The organism is Micromonospora citrea (assembly GCF_049629545.1).
In the GTDB taxonomy this organism is placed as follows: Bacteria; Actinomycetota; Actinomycetes; order Mycobacteriales; family Micromonosporaceae; genus Micromonospora; species Micromonospora citrea_A.
The window spans coordinates 52,824-70,725 of sequence record NZ_JBNADX010000007.1 but is presented as its reverse complement, the minus strand read 5'-3'; the positions used below and the strand labels follow the sequence as shown (position 1 = coordinate 70,725).

Annotated in this window: 10 protein-coding genes; 7 read left to right on the top strand and 3 right to left on the bottom strand. The window is 71.4% G+C overall.

Features of this window, described 5'->3' with window-relative positions:
* Positions 1 to 166 precede the first annotated feature (166 nt).
* Entirely contained in the window at positions 167 to 970 is an 804-nt protein-coding gene (locus tag ACPFP2_RS10165) for an HAD family hydrolase (protein WP_424088341.1), read from the top strand.
* Between the two features lie 175 nt (positions 971 to 1,145).
* Here ACPFP2_RS10165 and ACPFP2_RS10160 read toward each other — a convergent pair whose 3' ends face one another.
* On the bottom strand, positions 1,146 to 1,892 hold the full coding sequence (locus ACPFP2_RS10160) for an oxidoreductase (RefSeq protein ID WP_424088340.1): 747 nt from the start codon (positions 1,890 to 1,892) through the stop codon (positions 1,146 to 1,148).
* A 530-nt stretch (positions 1,893 to 2,422) separates the two neighbouring features.
* Between ACPFP2_RS10160 and acs the strand changes: the two genes are divergently transcribed.
* The 6 genes from acs to ACPFP2_RS10130 all read left to right on the top strand — a co-directional run bounded on the left by acs (position 2,423) and on the right by ACPFP2_RS10130 (position 14,476).
* Complete coding sequence (acs, locus tag ACPFP2_RS10155) at positions 2,423 to 4,387, top strand: acetate--CoA ligase (protein ID WP_424088338.1); 1,965 nt, start codon at positions 2,423 to 2,425, stop codon at positions 4,385 to 4,387.
* 247 nt (positions 4,388 to 4,634) lie between these two features.
* Positions 4,635 to 7,418: an immune inhibitor A domain-containing protein gene (locus tag ACPFP2_RS10150; RefSeq protein ID WP_424088337.1), complete on the top strand. Its 2,784-nt coding sequence runs from the start codon at positions 4,635 to 4,637 to the stop codon at positions 7,416 to 7,418.
* A 374-nt stretch (positions 7,419 to 7,792) separates the two neighbouring features.
* Positions 7,793 to 10,099, top strand: a complete 2,307-nt coding sequence (locus ACPFP2_RS10145; RefSeq protein ID WP_424088336.1) for an immune inhibitor A domain-containing protein — start codon at positions 7,793 to 7,795, stop codon at positions 10,097 to 10,099.
* Positions 10,100 to 10,429: 330 nt separating this feature from the next.
* On the top strand, positions 10,430 to 12,817 hold the full coding sequence (locus ACPFP2_RS10140) for an immune inhibitor A domain-containing protein (protein WP_424088635.1): 2,388 nt from the start codon (positions 10,430 to 10,432) through the stop codon (positions 12,815 to 12,817).
* Between the two features lie 218 nt (positions 12,818 to 13,035).
* A complete protein-coding gene (locus ACPFP2_RS10135) occupies positions 13,036 to 13,467 on the top strand; it encodes a hypothetical protein (RefSeq protein ID WP_424088334.1) in 432 nt (143 codons plus the stop codon).
* Positions 13,468 to 13,543: 76 nt separating this feature from the next.
* Complete coding sequence (locus tag ACPFP2_RS10130; protein ID WP_424088330.1) at positions 13,544 to 14,476, top strand: alpha/beta fold hydrolase; 933 nt, start codon at positions 13,544 to 13,546, stop codon at positions 14,474 to 14,476.
* A gap of 1 nt (position 14,477) precedes the next feature.
* Here the strand turns inward: ACPFP2_RS10130 and ACPFP2_RS10125 are convergent, their stop codons facing one another.
* Positions 14,478 to 14,843: a hypothetical protein gene (locus ACPFP2_RS10125; protein ID WP_424088328.1), complete on the bottom strand. Its 366-nt coding sequence runs from the start codon at positions 14,841 to 14,843 to the stop codon at positions 14,478 to 14,480.
* Positions 14,840 to 17,869 (bottom strand): SseB family protein, encoded by a 3,030-nt coding sequence (locus tag ACPFP2_RS10120; RefSeq protein WP_424088326.1) that lies wholly within the window; start codon positions 17,867 to 17,869, stop codon positions 14,840 to 14,842. The genes ACPFP2_RS10125 and ACPFP2_RS10120 overlap by 4 nt, the downstream gene beginning before the upstream one ends.
* Between the last annotated feature and the right edge of the window lie 33 nt (positions 17,870 to 17,902).

The window sequence follows — 17,902 nt, the reverse complement described above, 5'->3', positions numbered from 1 at the left end:
ACTGTTCACGTCGAGTGGTGTCGACCCCACTCACGGCGAAAATGTGACCACAGCGTGTGATGGCCGTCACGTTCTGCAGGGGTGGTGCGACTTCGCCCGCAGGTCGGGGAGGGTATGGACCCCAGGCACCCGCCGACGATAGACCATCGGGCTAGACTTTCGCGCCGTGGGCCGAAGTGCCGCTTTCTTCGATCTGGACAAGACCGTCATCGCCAAGTCGAGCGCCCTGGCGTTCGGTCGGCCGTTCTACCGGGACGGGCTGATCACCCGGCGAGACGTGGTCAAGTCGGCGTACGCGCAGCTGATGTTCCGGCTGGGCGGCACCGACGAGCAGACCATGGCCCGGACCCGGGACTACCTGGCCACGCTCTGCAAGGGCTGGCAGGTGGAACAGGTCCGCCAGATCGTCGCGGAGACGCTGCACGAGCTGATCAACCCCTACGTGTACGCCGAGGCCGCCGCCCTCATCGAGGAGCACCAGGCCGCCGGCCGGGACGTCGTCCTGGTCTCCGCCTCCGGCGAGGAGATGGTCCGCCCGATCGGCGAGCTGCTCGGCGTGACCGACGTGATCGCCACCCGGATGGCGGTCGAGAACGGCCGCTACAGCGGTGAGGTGGAGTTCTACGCCGCCGGACCGAGCAAGGTCCACGCGGTGAGCGAACTGGCCGAGGCCCGTGGCTACGACCTCGCCGACTCCTACGCCTACTCGGACTCGTACAGCGACCGGCCGTTGCTGGAGTGCGTCGGCCACCCCAGCGTGGTCAACCCGGACCGGGCTCTGCGCAAGCTGGCCGTGGAGAACGCCTGGCCGGTGCTGGAGTTCCGGCACCCGATCCCGCTGGGGCGGCGGCTGCGGGAACGCCCCGCCGTGCCGGTCGCCGCGGCGGCGCTCGGGGTCGGTGTCGGGGTGGCCATCGGCATCGCCTGGTACGGCCGGCACCGCCGGACCCGCGCCGCCCAGGTCGCCTGACCCACCGCCGCAGCTCACCGCGCCCAGGAGCCGGCCTGCCGGCGCCCAGGAGGCGGGTCTCACCGCGCCCAGGAGGCGCAGCTGACCCCATAAACCGAGCCCCCGAGCCCAGGAGGCGCAGCTGACTGTGCCCAGGAGGCGAGTTGTCGGGGCTCGGGGACGGAGCTGACCGTGCTCAGGAGGCGGCCAGCACCTCGTCGCCGATGGCGGTGAGCTGGTCGGCGCCCACCTCGACCGCCGACATGTAGTGCCGGAGCCAGGAGCGCAGGCCGTCCGGGGTGCCGGTGGCGAAGGCCCCGGCCGCGCCCACGTACTCCGGCTCCCGCTCGCGGTGCCCCACGTCGACGGCGACCAGGCCGCGCGGGTCGAAGCCGCGGGACATCAGCACCAGCCGGGCGGCGGCCCGGGCGACCACGCCGGACGGCCCGGCGAACGGCCGCAGGTTCAGCAGTTCGCCGTGCACCACGGCGGCGAGCACCAGCGGCGGGGCCGTGGTGCCGCCGGCGACCAGCCCGGCCAGCCCGTCCAGCCGGGCGGCGACCACCGGGTCGGCGACCGGCCGGCCCAGCTCGGCCTCGGCGACCACGTCGCGGGCGGCGAGCACGTGCAGCTTCGCGAGGGCCTGCCGGGGTGCCTTCGGCCACAGCTCGCTGAGGGTGGGCAGCGCTCCGGCGACCCGCAGCGCGCCCTGGAGCACCGGTTCGGTGACCGTGCCGGCGCGGACCTCCTCGCGCTCGTGGACGTACCCCTCGAGGGCGGCGCTGGCCACCGCGGACCGGAGGCTGGCCTCGGCCGCGACCTGGCCGCCGTGCCGGCGCAAGGCGCGGTGCCGCATCGCCTGGTCGACCCGCTCGCGGGCCCGTTCGACGGCGGGAGCGATGTCGGCGAGCGCGAGCAGCGGGGCGAGCGGATCGGTGGTCACCCCGCCACGCTAGCGACCCGGAGGCCACGGCCGGGCGGCACCCGCCCGGAAGGCGACCCGGACCACCGGCCGCCGAGGGCTGGACGGTCGCGGCGGACGATGGCGGCGGCCTGGCGGTGTCCCGATCACTCCGACCCCGCCATGTCCCCGCTGTGGAGTCGATCAGGCGGTGGCCCCGCCAGCGGTACCGGGCCGGGCGGGGCAGGGCCGCCGGGCCCGGTACCGGACGCGCCGCCACGACGCGCGGGCCGGGCGAATGGGAGCACCGGACGCGCGCGAAACCGGGGGCGACGAGCACGCGTGCCGCGCGGACGGACGGGCGCGCGCCGCCGGGCGCTCGGCGGCGTCCGCTGGGCGCGCGTGGGCCGACGGAGCTGTCGCGGCGGTCGCGGGCCGCGACTAACCTCACCCGGGTAGGAGACGCAGGTCACGCGACGAAGGAGTCACCGCATGAGCGAGCGAAGCGAGCGAATCATCAGGCTCGGAGCGGAGCAGCCTCATGGCGTCGCCGAGCGAAGCGAGGTGGCGGCATGAGCGAGGCTCTGGCCAACTTGCTGAGCGAGACGCGCCAGTTCCCGCCACCGGCCGCGCTCGCTGCGGAGGCCAACGTCACCGCCGACGCGTACGCGGAGGCCGACGCGGACCGGATCGGCTTCTGGGCGGAGCAGGCCGGGCGCCTGACCTGGGCGCAGCAGTGGGACCAGGTGCTCGACTGGTCGAAGCCGCCGTTCGCGAAGTGGTTCGTCGGCGGCCGGCTCAACGTGGCGTACAACTGTCTCGACCGGCACGTGGAGGCCGGCCGGGGCGACACGGTGGCGATCCACTGGGAGGGCGAGCCGGGTGACACCCGCACCCTCACCTACGCCGACCTGCACCGACTGACCTGCCAGGCGGCGAACGCGCTGACCGACCTGGGGGTGACCGCCGGCGACCGGGTGGCGATCTACCTGCCGATGGTCCCCGAGGCGGCGGTGGCGATGCTGGCCTGCGCCCGGATCGGCGCCACCCACAGCGTCGTCTTCGGCGGCTTCTCCGCCGACGCGCTGACCAACCGGATCCAGGACGCCAGCGCCAAGGTGGTGATCACCGCCGACGGCGGCTACCGCCGGGGCAAGCCGTCGGCGTTGAAGCCGACGGTGGACGAGGCGGTGGCGAAGTGCCCGTCGGTGGAGCACGTGCTGGTGCTGCGCCGCACCGGCGAGGAGGTCGCCTGGTCGGAGAAGGACCGGTGGTGGCACGAGACGGTGGAGACCGCGTCGGCGGAGCACACCGCCGAGGCGTTCGACGCCGAGCACCCGCTCTTCATCCTCTACACCAGCGGCACCACGGCCCGGCCGAAGGGCATCCTGCACACCACCGGCGGCTACCTCACCCAGACGTCCTGGACGACGCACGCCGTCTTCGACCTGAAGCCGGAGACCGACGTCTACTGGTGCACCGCCGACATCGGCTGGGTCACCGGGCACTCCTACATCGTGTACGGGCCGCTCTCCAACGGCGCCACCCAGGTCATGTACGAGGGCACCCCGGACACCCCGCACAAGGGCCGGTTCTGGGAGATCGTCGACAAGTACAAGGTCAGCATCCTCTACACCGCGCCGACGCTGATCCGCACCATGATGAAGTGGGGCGAGGACATCCCCGCCGGGTACGACCTGAGTTCGTTGCGTCTGCTCGGCAGCGTCGGCGAGCCGATCAACCCCGAGGCGTGGATGTGGTACAGGCAGCACGTCGGCCGGGGTGAGCTGCCGATCGTGGACACCTGGTGGCAGACCGAGACCGGCGCGATCATGATCTCGCCGCTGCCGGGCGTGACCGAGGCCAAGCCGGGCTCGGCGATGACCCCGCTGCCCGGCATCGTCGCCGACGTGGTGGACGACCAGGGCCAGTCGGTGCCCAACGGCGGCGGCGGTTACCTGGTGCTGCGGGAGCCGTGGCCGTCGATGCTGCGCACCATCTGGGGCGACGACAACCGGTTCATCGAGACGTACTGGTCACGGTTCGAGGGCATGTACTTCGCCGGTGACGGGGCGAAGAAGGACGACGACGGGCACATCTGGCTGCTCGGCCGGGTCGACGACGTGATGCTGGTGTCCGGGCACAACATCTCCACCACCGAGGTCGAGTCGGCGTTGGTGTCGCACCCGGCGGTGGCCGAGGCGGCGGTGGTGGGCGCCACCGACCCGACCACCGGCCAGGCGATCGTCGCCTTCGCCATCCCGCGCGGCAGCACCGACACCGCCGGGGAGGCGGGCGAGCGGCTCATCGCCGAGCTGCGCAACCACGTGGCGAAGACGCTCGGCCCGATCGCGAAGCCCCGGCAGATCATGCTGGTGCCGGAGCTGCCGAAGACCCGGTCCGGCAAGATCATGCGCCGGTTGCTGCGCGACGTGGCGGAGAACCGCTCGCTGGGCGACGTGACGACGCTCCAGGACTCCTCGGTGATGGAGCTGATCTCCTCGGGCATGGGCGGCGGGAAGTCCGACGAGGACTGACCTCTCGCGCAGGCCCCCGGGGTGGGTGGCGGTCCGCACGGACCGTCACCCACCCCGGTTCCGTTTTCCGGGTACGAATCGTTCGGTCGGTGGAGGCGAGGCGGGCTGAACGGACAAAGGCGCTCGTCGCCCCCTGTCGGACGGGTCCTTTCTCATTTAGGTTCAGCCGCATCGGCCGGATTTCGACGCGCGTCACTTCGACCCGCAACCGGCGATTCCTCTCCCCATGCCCGAGAAACGGAGCGGCATGAACACCATTTCCCGATCCGGGTCACGCCGACTACTCGTCGCGCTGCCCGCCATCGCCCTCGCCGCCACGTCACTGACCGTGACGGGCAGCGCGGCCGCCCAGGAGTCCGGCCCCGTCCGGGCCACGATCGGCGCCGACGAGTTCTACGTCAACTACGCCGAGCCGGCCGTGCAGCCGGACACCGACGGCAAGGAGGTCAAGGGCAAGGGCGGCATCCACGCCCCGGCCGTCGAGGAGGCCCGGGCGTACGACCGCAAGTTCGCCCGGGGCAACCCGGTGGCCGCCCGCCAGCTCGCGAAGACCGAGGCGAAGGCGATCAGGACCGGCCAGAACCCCCGGCAGATCAAGCAGGCTAAGGGCACCCAGACCGCCAAGCTGCTGACCCTGCTGGTGGAGTTCAACGACCACGCCGACGACGACTTCACCGACGTCATGGTCCCCAAGACGGTATTCGAGGACCGGAGCTGTGTCCTCGGCACCGTGCAGAACGGACCGAAGCACAACAACATCCCCGACCCGGCCTCGCTGCCGCACCTGGACAACAACTCCATGTGGGTGCCGGACTTCTCGCCGGAGCACTTCGACAAGATGCTCTACACGAAGGAGGGCATCACCGAGCGGGTCCGCAAGGACCTGACCGGGCCGGACGGCGAGCCGGGCATCAGCCTGGCCGGCCGGACCATGCACAACATGTACCTGGAGATGTCCAAGGGCGCGTACACGGTGGACGGGCAGGCCAGCCCGTGGATCACCGTGCCGCACTCGGAGGGCTGGTACGCGGCGTCGCGCTGCTTCCAGGACGAGAACGGCAACTGGGTCGCCGGCCGGCAGCAGTCGATGAACGGCCACCCGGACAACCCGCAGGGCGCGGGCCGGCTCGCCACCGACGCCATCGACACCCTCGCGAAGATGGACCCGGACTTCCCGTGGGCCGACTACGACATCGAGGACCAGGGCGACCGGGACGGTGACGGCAACGTCTTCGAGCCGGACGGCGTGATCGACCACCTGGTGCTGGTGCACGCCGGTCAGGGCAAGTCCCGGGGCGGCGGCGCGGAGGGCGTGTACGCGGTCTGGGCGCACTCGTCGTCCATCGCCGGCGGCTACACCATCCCCGGCACCGACCTGCAGGTGTCGAACTACATCGTGCAGCCGGAGGACGCCGGCGTCGGCGTCTTCGCCCACGAGTTCGGTCACGACCTGGGCCTGCCGGACCTCTACGACACCTCCGGCAACGCCGACTCGGACGTCGACTTCTGGGACCTGATGGCGTCCGGTTCGCACTCCGGCGAGATCTTCCAGGCGCTGCCGACGCACATGGGCCTGTGGGACAAGTGGGTGCTCGGCTGGGCCGACCCGCTGAACATCGCGCCGGGCAGCGAGCCACGCGACGTCCAGCTCGGGCAGACGTCCCGGACACCGGTGGGCACCAAGGACGGCATCAAGATCAACCTGCCGAACAAGGTGGTCACGCTGGCCACGCCGCACAGCGGCGCCAACATGTGGTACTCCGGCGCCGACCAGGACTGGGCCGACGTCAAGCTGAGCCGCCAGGTGGCGGTGCCGGCGGCGGCCGACGCGAAGTTCTGGATGTGGAACAACTACGTCATCGAACAGGACTGGGACTACGGCTTCGTCGAGGTCTCGACCGACGGCGGCACCACCTGGTCCGAGCTGAAGGTCTACACCGCCGACGGCACGCTGGTCAGCACCGACGACGGCTACGCCGACCCGAACGGCCGCATGGTCGACTTCGGCAACAAGAAGTACGGCCTGACCGGTGACAGCCACGGCTGGCGGCACGACTACGTCGACCTGTCGGCGTACGCCGGCACGACGGTGCAGCTGCGGCTGCGGCAGGCCACCGACGAGGCGTTCGTCGAGCGGGGCTGGTTCGCCGACGACTTCTCGGTCACCGGCGGCGGCGCCACCACCTGGAGCGACGACGTCGAGGGCGGCACCAACGGCTGGACCCAGACCGGCGGCACCTTCGTCGACACCACCGGCGCGGGCTGGCGCATCGACGGCGGCACCAGCATCCAGGCGCACTACTACCTCGCCGAGTGGCGCAACTTCGACGGCTTCGACAACGGCCTGAAGTACGCCTACGACACGGTCTACTCCCGGGACGCCTGGAAGGTGGACAAGATGTCGTACAACGCCCCGGGCATGCTGGTCTGGTACCGGGACACGGCGCTGGGCGACGTCAACCACGTCACCGCGCAGCTGACCGCGCTGCCCAGCTACGGCGCCAAGGGCGGCCTGCTCGTCGTCGACTCGCACTTCGACCCGTACCGCCGGCAGGGCGCGGCGGCCGCGAAGGACCCGTCGGCGCTGGACAACCTGCCCAGCCGGCCGCAGTCGGCGAACGCGGCCTTCTCGCTGAACTCCACGTACCCCTTCAAGGAGTGCCTGGAGGCGGCGGACGAGCCGTACAGCGAGTACTGCACCGACTTCCCGGCGCAGCCGGCGGTGTCGGTCTTCACCGACAGCAAGGGCTGGTACCCGGGCATCGAGATCCGCGACGGGCGCCTGTTCGCCCGGGACAACGACGCCTCGGTCGTGCTGCCGTCGCGGGGCAACGCGCCCTACACCACCCGGATCACCAACCCGGACGGTTCCCCGGCGACCGGTCTCTACGGCACCGACCTCGGCTTCACCGTCCTCGGCTCGGGTAACCCTGGTGACGCGGGCGTCGGTTACGGCGTGTCCATCAAGATCCTGCGGACCGCCAAGGACAACTCGTACGCGACCGTCCAGGTGACGCCCGCGACGAACTGATCCGTCCGGTTTCGTCCCTCGGGACACACGGCGGGGCCCGGCGGTGAGCACACTGCTCACCGGCGGGCCCCGCCTCTTACGCGCCCGGAACACACACAGCCCATCGGTGTGACATTTTCGAGGGCTCCATCGCTCCCCTAAGGGGACTCCATAATCACCAATTACGCCAGGTGATCGTGGCCGAAACGTAACGTGAATCAGCGGCGGTTTCGCGTGGGTGTTCGGGTCGATTTGGTCCGCTTTGAAGCCCACTTCCGGCCGTAATTGACCCGTGACAACTGTCGAAAGCTCTGTCATCGTGAGTGACGCATCACATGACAGTGCCGGCTTCGGTCGTCCCCGTCATGTAACAGTTCCACAAAGGAGGAGGACCTTTGAGGAGACGAGTCACAGCCGGTCTGGCCTCGGCCGCGGCCGCGCTGCTGGCAGCCGGTGTCGTCACGGCCCCGGCGACCGCTGCTCCGGCGGCGGAGCCGACCCCCGGCGCCGACAAGGCGAAGCACGGCAAGGACAACCTCCCCGATCCGAAGGCGGATCAGCAGCGGGAGATCAAGAAGCAGGCCATCTCCGACCTGCTCTCCGGCAAGGCCAAGCTTCAGACGCGCAACGGCTCGAAGGTCATCCAGGTCAAGGACGACCTGTTCGTCGAGTACCAGCAGTCCCCGAAGACCGACCCGATCTTCACCATGCTGGTCGAGTTCGGCGACAAGACGGACCCCCGGACCGGTGGAGCTGCCGGCCCGGTCCACAACCAGATCCCCCAGCCGGACCGCAACTGGGACGGCAACTCGACCGACGACAACAGCACCCTGTGGCGGTCGGACTTCAACCGGGCCCACTTCCAGGACATGATGTTCGGTCCTGGCGAGTCGATGCGGGACTTCTACTACAAGCAGTCCGGCGGGCGTTACACGGTCAACGGGGACGTCAGCGACTGGGTGAAGGTGCCCTTCAACGAGGCCCGGTACGGCAGCCCCGCCATCTCCGAGGCCGACGGGTACTGGAACTTCGTCAAGGACACCGCCACCGCCTGGCACGACGCCCAGAAGGCGGCGGGCAAGACGCCGGAGCAGATCAAGGAGTACCTGGCCCAGTTCGACGTCTGGGACCGGTACGACTTCGACGGCGACGGCGACTTCAACGAGGCCGACGGCTACATCGACCACTTCCAGGCGGTGCACGCCGGTGAGGGCGAGGAGGCCGGCGGCGGCGCCCAGGGCGAGGACGCCATCTGGTCGCACCGGTGGGCCGCCTTCCCGAACCTCGCGGGCTCCGCGGGTCCGGCCGGCAACCTCGCCGGTGGCGTGCAGATCGGCGACACCGGCATGTGGATCCGTGACTACACCACGGAGCCGGAGAACGGCGGTCTGGGCGTGTTCGCCCACGAGTACGGCCACGACCTCGGTCTGCCGGACTACTACGACACCGCCGGTGGCGACAACGGCGTGGGCTTCTGGAGCCTCATGGCGTCCGGTTCGTGGCTGAGCCACGGCACCGACGACATCGGTTCCACCCCGGGTTACATGGACCCGTTCTCCAAGCTGTTCCTCGGTTGGCTGAACTACTCGACCGTGGAGTACGGCAAGGGCAGCACCCAGGTGACCCTCGGCCCGGCCGGTGACAGCGACGGCCCGAAGGCTCAGGCCGTGGTGGTCAACCTCCCGCCGCAGACCCAGACCACCTCGTACAACACCCCGTTCGCGGGCTCGTACGAGTGGTGGGGTGGCAGCGCGGACGACCTGAACACCACGCTGACCCGGATGCTGGACCTGAGCGGCTCGACCTCCGCGTCGATCACCGCCAAGGCCTGGTACGACATCGAAGAGGACTACGACTACCTCTACGCCGAGGTGTCCACCAACGGTGGCGCCACCTGGGCTCCGCTGAGCAACTCGTCGATCGACGCCGGTGAGACCGGGGTCGACGGCTCCACCAGCGGCAACTGGGTCGACCTGACCTACGACCTGTCCGCGTACGCCGGGCAGACCGTGCAGTTCCGCTACCGCTACCAGACCGACGGCGGCGTGCACCTCGCCGGCGCGTTCCTGGACAACGTCTCGCTGGTGAAGGACGGCGCCACCGTCTTCACCGACGACGCCGAGACGCTGGACGCGGCGTGGACCGCCAAGGGCTTCACCCGGATGACCGGCTCGGTCACCGACTCGTACCCCCGCTTCTACATCGCGGAGAACCGGACCTACGTCGGCTACGACGACACCCTGCGCACCGGTGGGTACAACTTCGGATTCGGCAACACCCGGCCGGACTTCGTGGAGCGCTTCGCGAACCACCCCGGCATGCTGGTGTGGTACGTGAACCTCGCGTACGGCGACAACAACACCTCGCAGCACCCGGGCTACGGCCTGAACCTGCCGGTGGACGTGCGGGCCGGCAAGATCCTGGTCGGCGGTCAGGGCACCATCAGCAACCGGCGTAACGGGTACGACGCGACGTTCAGCCTGTACGCCAAGCCGGCGCAGACCTTCCACCGCAACGGGGTGGCGGTCACCGTGCCGCAGCTCGACCCGACGCCGGTCTTCACCGACAACGGCGTCAACAAGTACTGGAACAGCAACAACCCGTGGAACTCGGTCAAGGTGGCCGGCACCGGCACCAAGATCGAAATCCTCGAGCAGGGCACCGACCCGACCGACGACATGGTCGTGAAGGTCACCAACTGACCGATTGGTCGACAGTGGGGGCCGGTGGCACATGCCACCGGCCCCCACCGTTTTGTGCGCCACCGGAATCTGATCGAAATCTGTCACTACGATTGTCGAGCCGCAGGTCTTCGCAGCTCACCGCCGTTGATGAACGGTGGATGTGTGACGGTGAAAAGCATTCCCATCAAGAAGTTGCAACAAATCGACGCGCGCGTCTTCCCACCGGTCCCGGCAGTGTCTATGTTCACCATGAGTCCCACTGGTCCCACCAGTCGGACGCATTCACCGGCCCGTACCCCCGTTGGGCCGGTTCCCTCACACCGGAGGTACCACGTGCGCAAAGTCGCAGTGGGTCTGCTCGGGCTCTCGCTGACGGCGACAGGACTGGTGACGGGCACGTCCGCCAGCGCCGCGCCGACGCCGAAGATGCCGGCGGCCGCTCCGTCGGCCGCCGAGCCCGCCCATGTCGACCACGATCTGCCCAACCCGCTCGAGACCAAGCGGCGGGCGCTGCGCCAGGAGGGCCTGAGCGAGGTCCTGTCCGGCAAGGCCAAGGCGCAGAAGATCAACGGCAGCACGGTCGTCAAGGTCGGCAAGACCCAGGCCGAAGGGCGTAGCGCCCGGACGTTCGGGGCTTCCACCCCGACGCAGGACCAGTACGTCGAGCTCTCCCGCGAGCAGACCGACCGGATCTTCGTGATCCTCGCGGAGTTCGGCAACGAGCGGCACCCGAGCTACCCGGACCAGGACACCGACCCGGACACCGCGGGTCCGACCCGGTTCGACGGGCCGCTGCACAACGAGATCCCCAAGCCCAACCGGGCGGTGGACAACTCCACCGTCTGGCAGGAGGACTACAGCGCCGACTACTTCCGGAAGCTCTACTTCGGAGAGGGTCAGGGCGACGAGTCGCTGAAGCAGTACTACGAGGCCCAGTCCTCGGGTCGCTACAGCGTCGAGGGCAAGGTCACCGACTGGGTCAAGGTCCAGTACAACGAGGCCCGGTACGGCCGTTCGGGTGGCTACCCGTGCGGATCGAACGTCTGCACCAACACCTGGGCCCTGGTCCGCGACGCCGCCAACCAGTGGGTCGCCGACCAGAAGGCGCAGGGGCGCTCCGACGAGGAGATCGCCGCCGACGTCAAGGCGATGGACCAGTGGGACCGCTACGACTTCGACGCCGACGGTGACTTCAACGAGTCGGACGGCTACATCGACCACTTCCAGATCGTCCACTCCGGCGGTGACGAGGCCGACGGTGACCCGTACCAGGGTGAGGACGCCATCTGGAGCCACCGCTGGTACGCCTTCGCCTCCGACCAGGGCTCGACCGGCCCGGCCAACTTCCCGGCCGGCGGCACCCAGATCGGCAACACGGGCGTGTGGATCGGTGACTACACGATCCAGCCGGAGAACGGCGGCCGCAGCGTCTTCTACCACGAGTACGGCCACGACCTCGGTCTGCCGGACGACTACAACGTCACCAATGGTGGGGACAACAACAACGAGCACTGGACCCTGATGGCCCAGAGCCGGCTCGGCGCCAAGAACGACGGTGGCATCGGCGAGCGGGGCGGCGACCTCGGCGCCTGGAACAAGCTCCAGCTCGGCTGGCTCGACTACGAGGTCATCGTGGCCGGCCAGAGGCGCACCCTGGAACTGGGCCCGCAGGAGTACAACTCCGCCAAGGCCCAGGCCGCCGTGGTGGTGCTGCCGCAGCGCGAGTACACCTTCCAGAACGGCAAGCCGTTCGAGGGTGAGAAGCAGTTCTTCTCGGGCAACGAGGACGACCTGAACAACACGATGTCGCGGACCATCGACCTCACGGGGAAGAGCAGCGCCGCGCTGTCGATGAAGGGTCGCTACAACATCGAAGAGGACTACGACTACCTCTTCTTCGAGGCCTCGACCGACGGTGGCCAGAGCTGGGCCACGCTGCCGGGCACGGCCAACGGCAAGGCCCTCAAGGAGATCTCGGCCGGGCGCTTCGCGCTCGACGGCTCCAGCGACGACCAGTGGGTCGACGTGACCATCCCGATGGACGCGCTCGCCGGCCAGGTCGTGCAGTTCCGCCTCCGCTACCAGACCGACGGCGGTGTCTCCTCCGGTGGCTTCTACGGTGACGCGATCACCGTGACCGCCGACGGGCAGACCCTGCTCAGCGACGGTGCCGAGGCCGGTGCCGAGGGCTGGACCCTCAACGGGTTCAGCGTTCAGGAGGAGACCTACACCCGCCTGTTCGACAACTACTACATCGCCGGCAACCGGTCGTACGTCTCGTACGACCAGTACCTGAAGACCGGCCCGTACTACTTCGGCTACGCGAACACCCGCCCGGACTACGTGGACCACTACGCGTACCAGGAGGGTCTGCTGATCTCCTACTGGAACCTCCGGTGGGCGGACAACGACACCTTCGACCACCCGGGCGAGGGTCGTAACATGATCATCGACGCGCACCCGCGGCCGATCTACAACCTGACCGGTAACCCCTGGCGGGCCCGCGTCCAGGTCTACGACGCGCCGTTCAGCCTGAAGAAGGCGGACTCGTTCACGCTGCACATCAACAGCCAGCCGCAGTACATCCGGGGCCAGGCCGCGCAGCCGCTGTTCGACGACACCAAGAAGTACTGGTTCGAGGAGCTGCCGAACCACGGCGTCAAGCTCCCGGCCACCGGCACCAAGATCCGCGTCCTGGAGCAGAACGGCACCTCGCTGAAGGTCCGCTTCTCCTGATCCGCTGATCAGCGCACCACCGATGCCCGGGCAGGGTCACCTGCCCGGGCATCGCCCTTTTCCACCCACCCGGACGAGCCCGATCGCGGCACACCGGGAACCGACGGGGCCGCCGCCACGTCGGAGGAGTTGTGACACCACGTACCGTCGGCCTGCCGGCCGCGCTCACGCTGGCCCTGCTCGTACCCCTCGCGGGCTGTGCCGGGAACGGAGACACCGTGTCCGAGGAACCGACGTCCGCCGCGCCCGCCGCCACGCCGGCGTCGCCGCCGCCGACCCCGCCCGCCGAGGTCCCCTCCGGCACGTCGCCGGCGCAGCCGCCGTCGGACCGGCCGGTCCCCTCCGCCGGCCGCCCCACCCCGCTCTCCGCCACCGACCTGCCGACCCTGCCGCCGGCCCCTGCCATACCGAAGACGCCGACCGACAGCCGCCGCACCGACGTGCTCGCCGGCCGGATCGTCCGGGGCGGCTCCGGGCCCTGCTACGGCCTGGTCACCGACGACGGCCGGGAGTACGCCCTCTACGGCGCGGGGATGGGCAGCTACGGCACCGGAACCACCGTCAAGGTCACCATCTCCTCGGCCGTCCCGAGGATGGACTGCGGGCCCGGCATCCCCGCCAGCATCGTGAAGATCAGCCCGGTCGGCTGACCCCGGCCGAGCGGTCCCGACCACCCGACGCATCGGCGGAACGGCCCGCCGGCACCGGGGCCCTAGGCTGTGGCACATGACCGAGCAGCGCGGCGGGGCCGTCGACGAGTCCTGCGTCCTGACCGAAGGGCCGTGGACGCACCGCTTCGTCGGCGCGAACGGCAGCCGGTTCCACGTCGTCGAGGCCGGGACCGGGCCGATGGTGCTCTTCCTGCACGGCTTCCCCGAGTACTGGTGGGCCTGGCACGAGATCCTCCCGGCGGTCGCCGACGCCGGCTTCCGGGCCGTCGCCGTCGACCTGCGCGGCTACGGCGCCAGCGACAAACCACCCCGGGGGTACGACGGCTACACCCTCGCCGCCGACGTCGCCGGACTGATCCGCGCCCTCGGGGAGCGGTCCGCGACCGTGGTCGGCACCGGGGCGGGCGGCCTGATCGGCTGGACCGCCGCGTCGTTCCACCCCACCCTGGTCCGACGGCTCGTGGTGCTCGGAGCACCGCACCCGCTGCGGCTGCGCGCGGCCATCTTCGCCGACCCGCGCGGGCAGTTCACCGCCTCCACGCCGACGCTGAAGTTCCAGCTGCCCCGCTACGAGCACGTGCTGACCCGGGACGGCGGGGCCGCCGTCGAGGAGATCCTGCGCCGCTGGGGCGGACCCCGCTGGACGCGGAGCCCCGAGTTCGAGGCGTACGCGCGCTGCTGCCGGGAGGCGATCCAGATCCCGCAGGCCGCCTTCTGCGCCATGGAGGGCTACCGGTGGGCGTTCCGGTCGGTGCTGCGCCTGCACGGCTACCGCTTCGTCCGACTGATGCAGAAGCCCCTCGTCACGCCCACCCTGCAACTGCACGGCGCGCTCGACGCCGCCTCACTGCCCCGTACCGCCCAGGGCTCCGGCCGCTACGTCAGCGCGCCGTACGAGTGGCGGCTGCTCGACGGGGTGGGGCACTTCCCGCACGTCGAGGCCCGCGAGGTGGTGCTCGGCGAGATCCTGCGCTGGACGAAGTCCTGACTCAGACCCGCTGCTCGCGCAGGTCCGCCACCTCGGCGGCGGGGGCCCAGCCCTGGTAGACGCCGAAGTCGAAGACCTCCAGGCCCATCGCCTTCGCCACCGGCCAGCGGCCGCCGGTGTACTCCACCCGCAGCCAGCCGTCGTGCTCGCCGAGGACGATGAACGGCTGCCCCTGCCAGGTGCAGGTGGTCCGCACGTACGCCAGGTCCTCCACCTCGGTGGCCGGGATGACCCGGACGTGCCGGCCGGGGCGTACCTCCTCGAAGCCCTCACCGGGCTCGGGCTGGTAGATCCGGACGTCGTCGCCGTCGGGGCTGGCCTGGTACTCGCGCCCGCGCCAGCGGGCGACGTAACCGTCGCGCGTCACGGCTCACCCACCTGTCGCCACAGCAGCGTGTCGGTGTCGAGGATGGCGATCACCCGCTCGGTGCCGTCCACGCCGATGCGCCACAGCTGCGCGCCGTGCGGCAACCGGGCGCTGTCCACCTTGAACTCGGCCACCACGTCGCTGCTCTCACCCGGCGCGAACCCGTTGCCCCGGAACGGCGCACGCTCGATGACCCACCCCTCCATCGCCCGCATGGCGGCCTCGTTCTGCCCGCCGTACGGGATGCGGTAGAGGCTCGGCCGGTACGCCGGCCAGCGCAGCACGTAGATCGTCTCGGCGTCCCGGGCGAAGGGCGAGTCCGGGTAGCCGAGGCCGAGCGCGTCGTGCAGCTGGGCGGGGGTCGTCAGGTGGGCCAGTTCGTTGGCCCGGTGCACGAAGCCGGAGACCCGGTCGTAGCCGCGCTCCAGGTAGTAGGCGAGCTGACTCGGGGCGATCGCCTTCTGCATGACCACCGGCTTGGTGGGGTCGTTGGCCGTCGGGACGTACCGCGGGGTCTCGACCGGCGCCGGCTCGGTCGACGCCTCCGGCTCCGCGTCGTCGCCGAGCCCCATCTCGGCCGCCCAGTTGGCCAGCGCGACGATCTGCTCACCCGGCAGCTTCGCCCCGACCGGCGTGCCCGGGTTGACCGCGAACGACCACTGCTCGTCCGGCCAGCGCCGGATCAGCTGCACGAACCGGACCTCGACCGTCTCCACGCCCGCGTCGGCGTGGTCGGCCAGCCGCTCCGGCGAGGTGTGCACGACCACGTAGCGCTCCCCGTCCAGCTCCTCGGTACGCCAGACGAAGCCGGGGTCGCCGGGGCGGCTGCCGGGGGCCGAGTCCGGGGCGACGGGCAGCAGCACCCGGGCCAGCAGCAGGGTCGACAGGAAGGTGTCGGTGCTGCCGGCACCCGCCGCGTCCAGCAACTCCTCCTCGACCTCGTTGGCCGGCAGGAAGGCCGGATCGGCGGGCGGTGGGAACACGGCCGCTTCCGGTGCGGGTCGTACCGGCTCCCCGGTGCCGCCGTCCACCGGGTACGCCTCGTCCACCGGGGACGCGGCCGGCGGGTGGGGGTCGTCCGGTCCGGAGTCGGCGATGGCCGGCTCGGGTACCGGACTCGACACCGTCGCCGGTCCGGACGGCACCGCCGCCTCGGCAGTGGCGACGGCCGGCTCGACGCCACTGTCCGCCGGGACCGCCGCCGACCGGTCGGCGAAGAGCGACACCGTCGGCTCCGCCCGATCCACCGGCCCGAACGACACCGTCGGCTCCGCCCGGTCCACCGACCCGAACGACACCGTCGGCTCCGCCCGGTCCACCGACCCGAACGACACCGTCGGCTCCGCCCGGTCCACCGACCCCGACCGGTCGGCGAAGAGCGAGGCGAGCGGCTCGGTGGGCTCCTCCGCGCCCGGCGCGGCCGGCTCGGTCCGTGGCTCCGGCACCGGCGGGACGGGCCCGGCGACCGGCGAGATCGGCCGGGTCGGTTCGCCGGAGGCGGGGACGATCGGCTCGGTCGGCGCCTCGGCCACGGGCCCGACCGGACCGGTGGGCGGGCCACCCGCAGTGCCGTGCGGGGGTGCGCCGGAACCGGTCGGGGCGGCCTGCCCGTCACGGCCGGCGTCGACCGGCGGGGCGGCAGGCCGGGGCGCGGGAGCCGGCACGGGCTCGTCGGAGACGGGCAGGTCCCGGGACTCGATGACGGTGCCCTCGATGACGATGGGCGAGAAGCCCCGGCGCGGCGCGGGCGGCGCGGAGACCGGCTCGGCGTACGACACCGGCGCCTGCTGCGCCACCTCCTCGACCGGGGCCGGCGCGGGCACCGGTCGCGGGGACGGGTCGGGCAGCGGTTGGGTGGGCTCCTCGGCCGGTGTCGGCGCGGGCGTCGGCTGGCGGCGGGGCAGGGCCTGGGTGGCCTCGGGGCCCGGCACCCGGAAGGCTCGGGTGGGCTCCTCCGTCGGCCGGTCGGGCCGCAGGCCGTTCGTCGGAGGCCCGGGGACCGGGGGTGTCACCCTCGCCTGGTCGGTGTCCATCCGGAACGCGCGGGTCGGGTCGTCGCCCGGCTGGCCGGCGGGCCGGCGGCGGGGGAACGGCTGGCCGCCGAGCCCGGGCCGCAGGGGCGGGGCGGCTCGTTCGCCCGAGCGCAGCGGGTTGTCCCGGAACGCCCGGGCCGCCGCGCTCCGGCCGGAGGCCGGCTCGAAGAAGGAGCTGTGCCCGTTGGGCGGGCCCTCGTCCCCGGCGGACCGGGCGGGCGGTCCGTCGGCGAGCAGGCGACGCCGCGGTGGGATCGGCCAGGTTGTGCCGGTCCGGCCCGCGCCACCGTCGCGCGGGTCGGGCCGGGAGCCGGGCTCACCGTTCGCCGGGGTCCCGGCATCGGCAGGTACGGCCTCCGGGCGGGTCGCGGGGGCGGGGACCGTCGGTGCCCCACCGGGGGTACCCGCCGGGGCGGGCGCGTGGGCGGCCCGCGCCGGGTGCGGCTCCCGCCCGGCGGCCGGGCGGGCGGACGCGGCGTCGGGCTGCCCGCCGCCGATGGCCGGGGGTGGCTGCGGCTGCCCCCAGGCGTCGGCGGGGCCGGGCTGCTCGGCGGCGAGCGACTCCACCCGTTCCAGCCGGGCGCGGGCACCCATGGTGCGGCCGGGCAGCCGCACGTCGCCCCGGGAGAGCTGCGAGACGAACCAGGCCGGGAGGTAGCCCTCGACCGGCAGGCCCGGGTTGACCGCCAGCCACCACTCGTGGTGGGGCCAGGCGGCAGCGAGGTCGGCGTACGGGCTGCGTCGGCTGGGGCCGGCGTCGGCGCCGAGGCAGGCGCGCATCGCGGCGGGTGAGGTGAAGGCCAGCACGTGCGTCCGGCCACCGGTGGTCCAGGTGCCCCAGCCCATCGGCGCATCGCCGGCCAGGGCCTGCGCGGAGACCGGGAGGAACAGGTCGGTGCCGGCGAGGATGCGGAAGTAGAGTTCCTGGTCGTTGGCGCGCAGCGCGTCCCGCAGCGCCGCCTCGACCTCGGTAGCCGGCTCCCAGTCGGTCACGGCCACCTCTCCTCCCGCTAACAGGCCATAGGC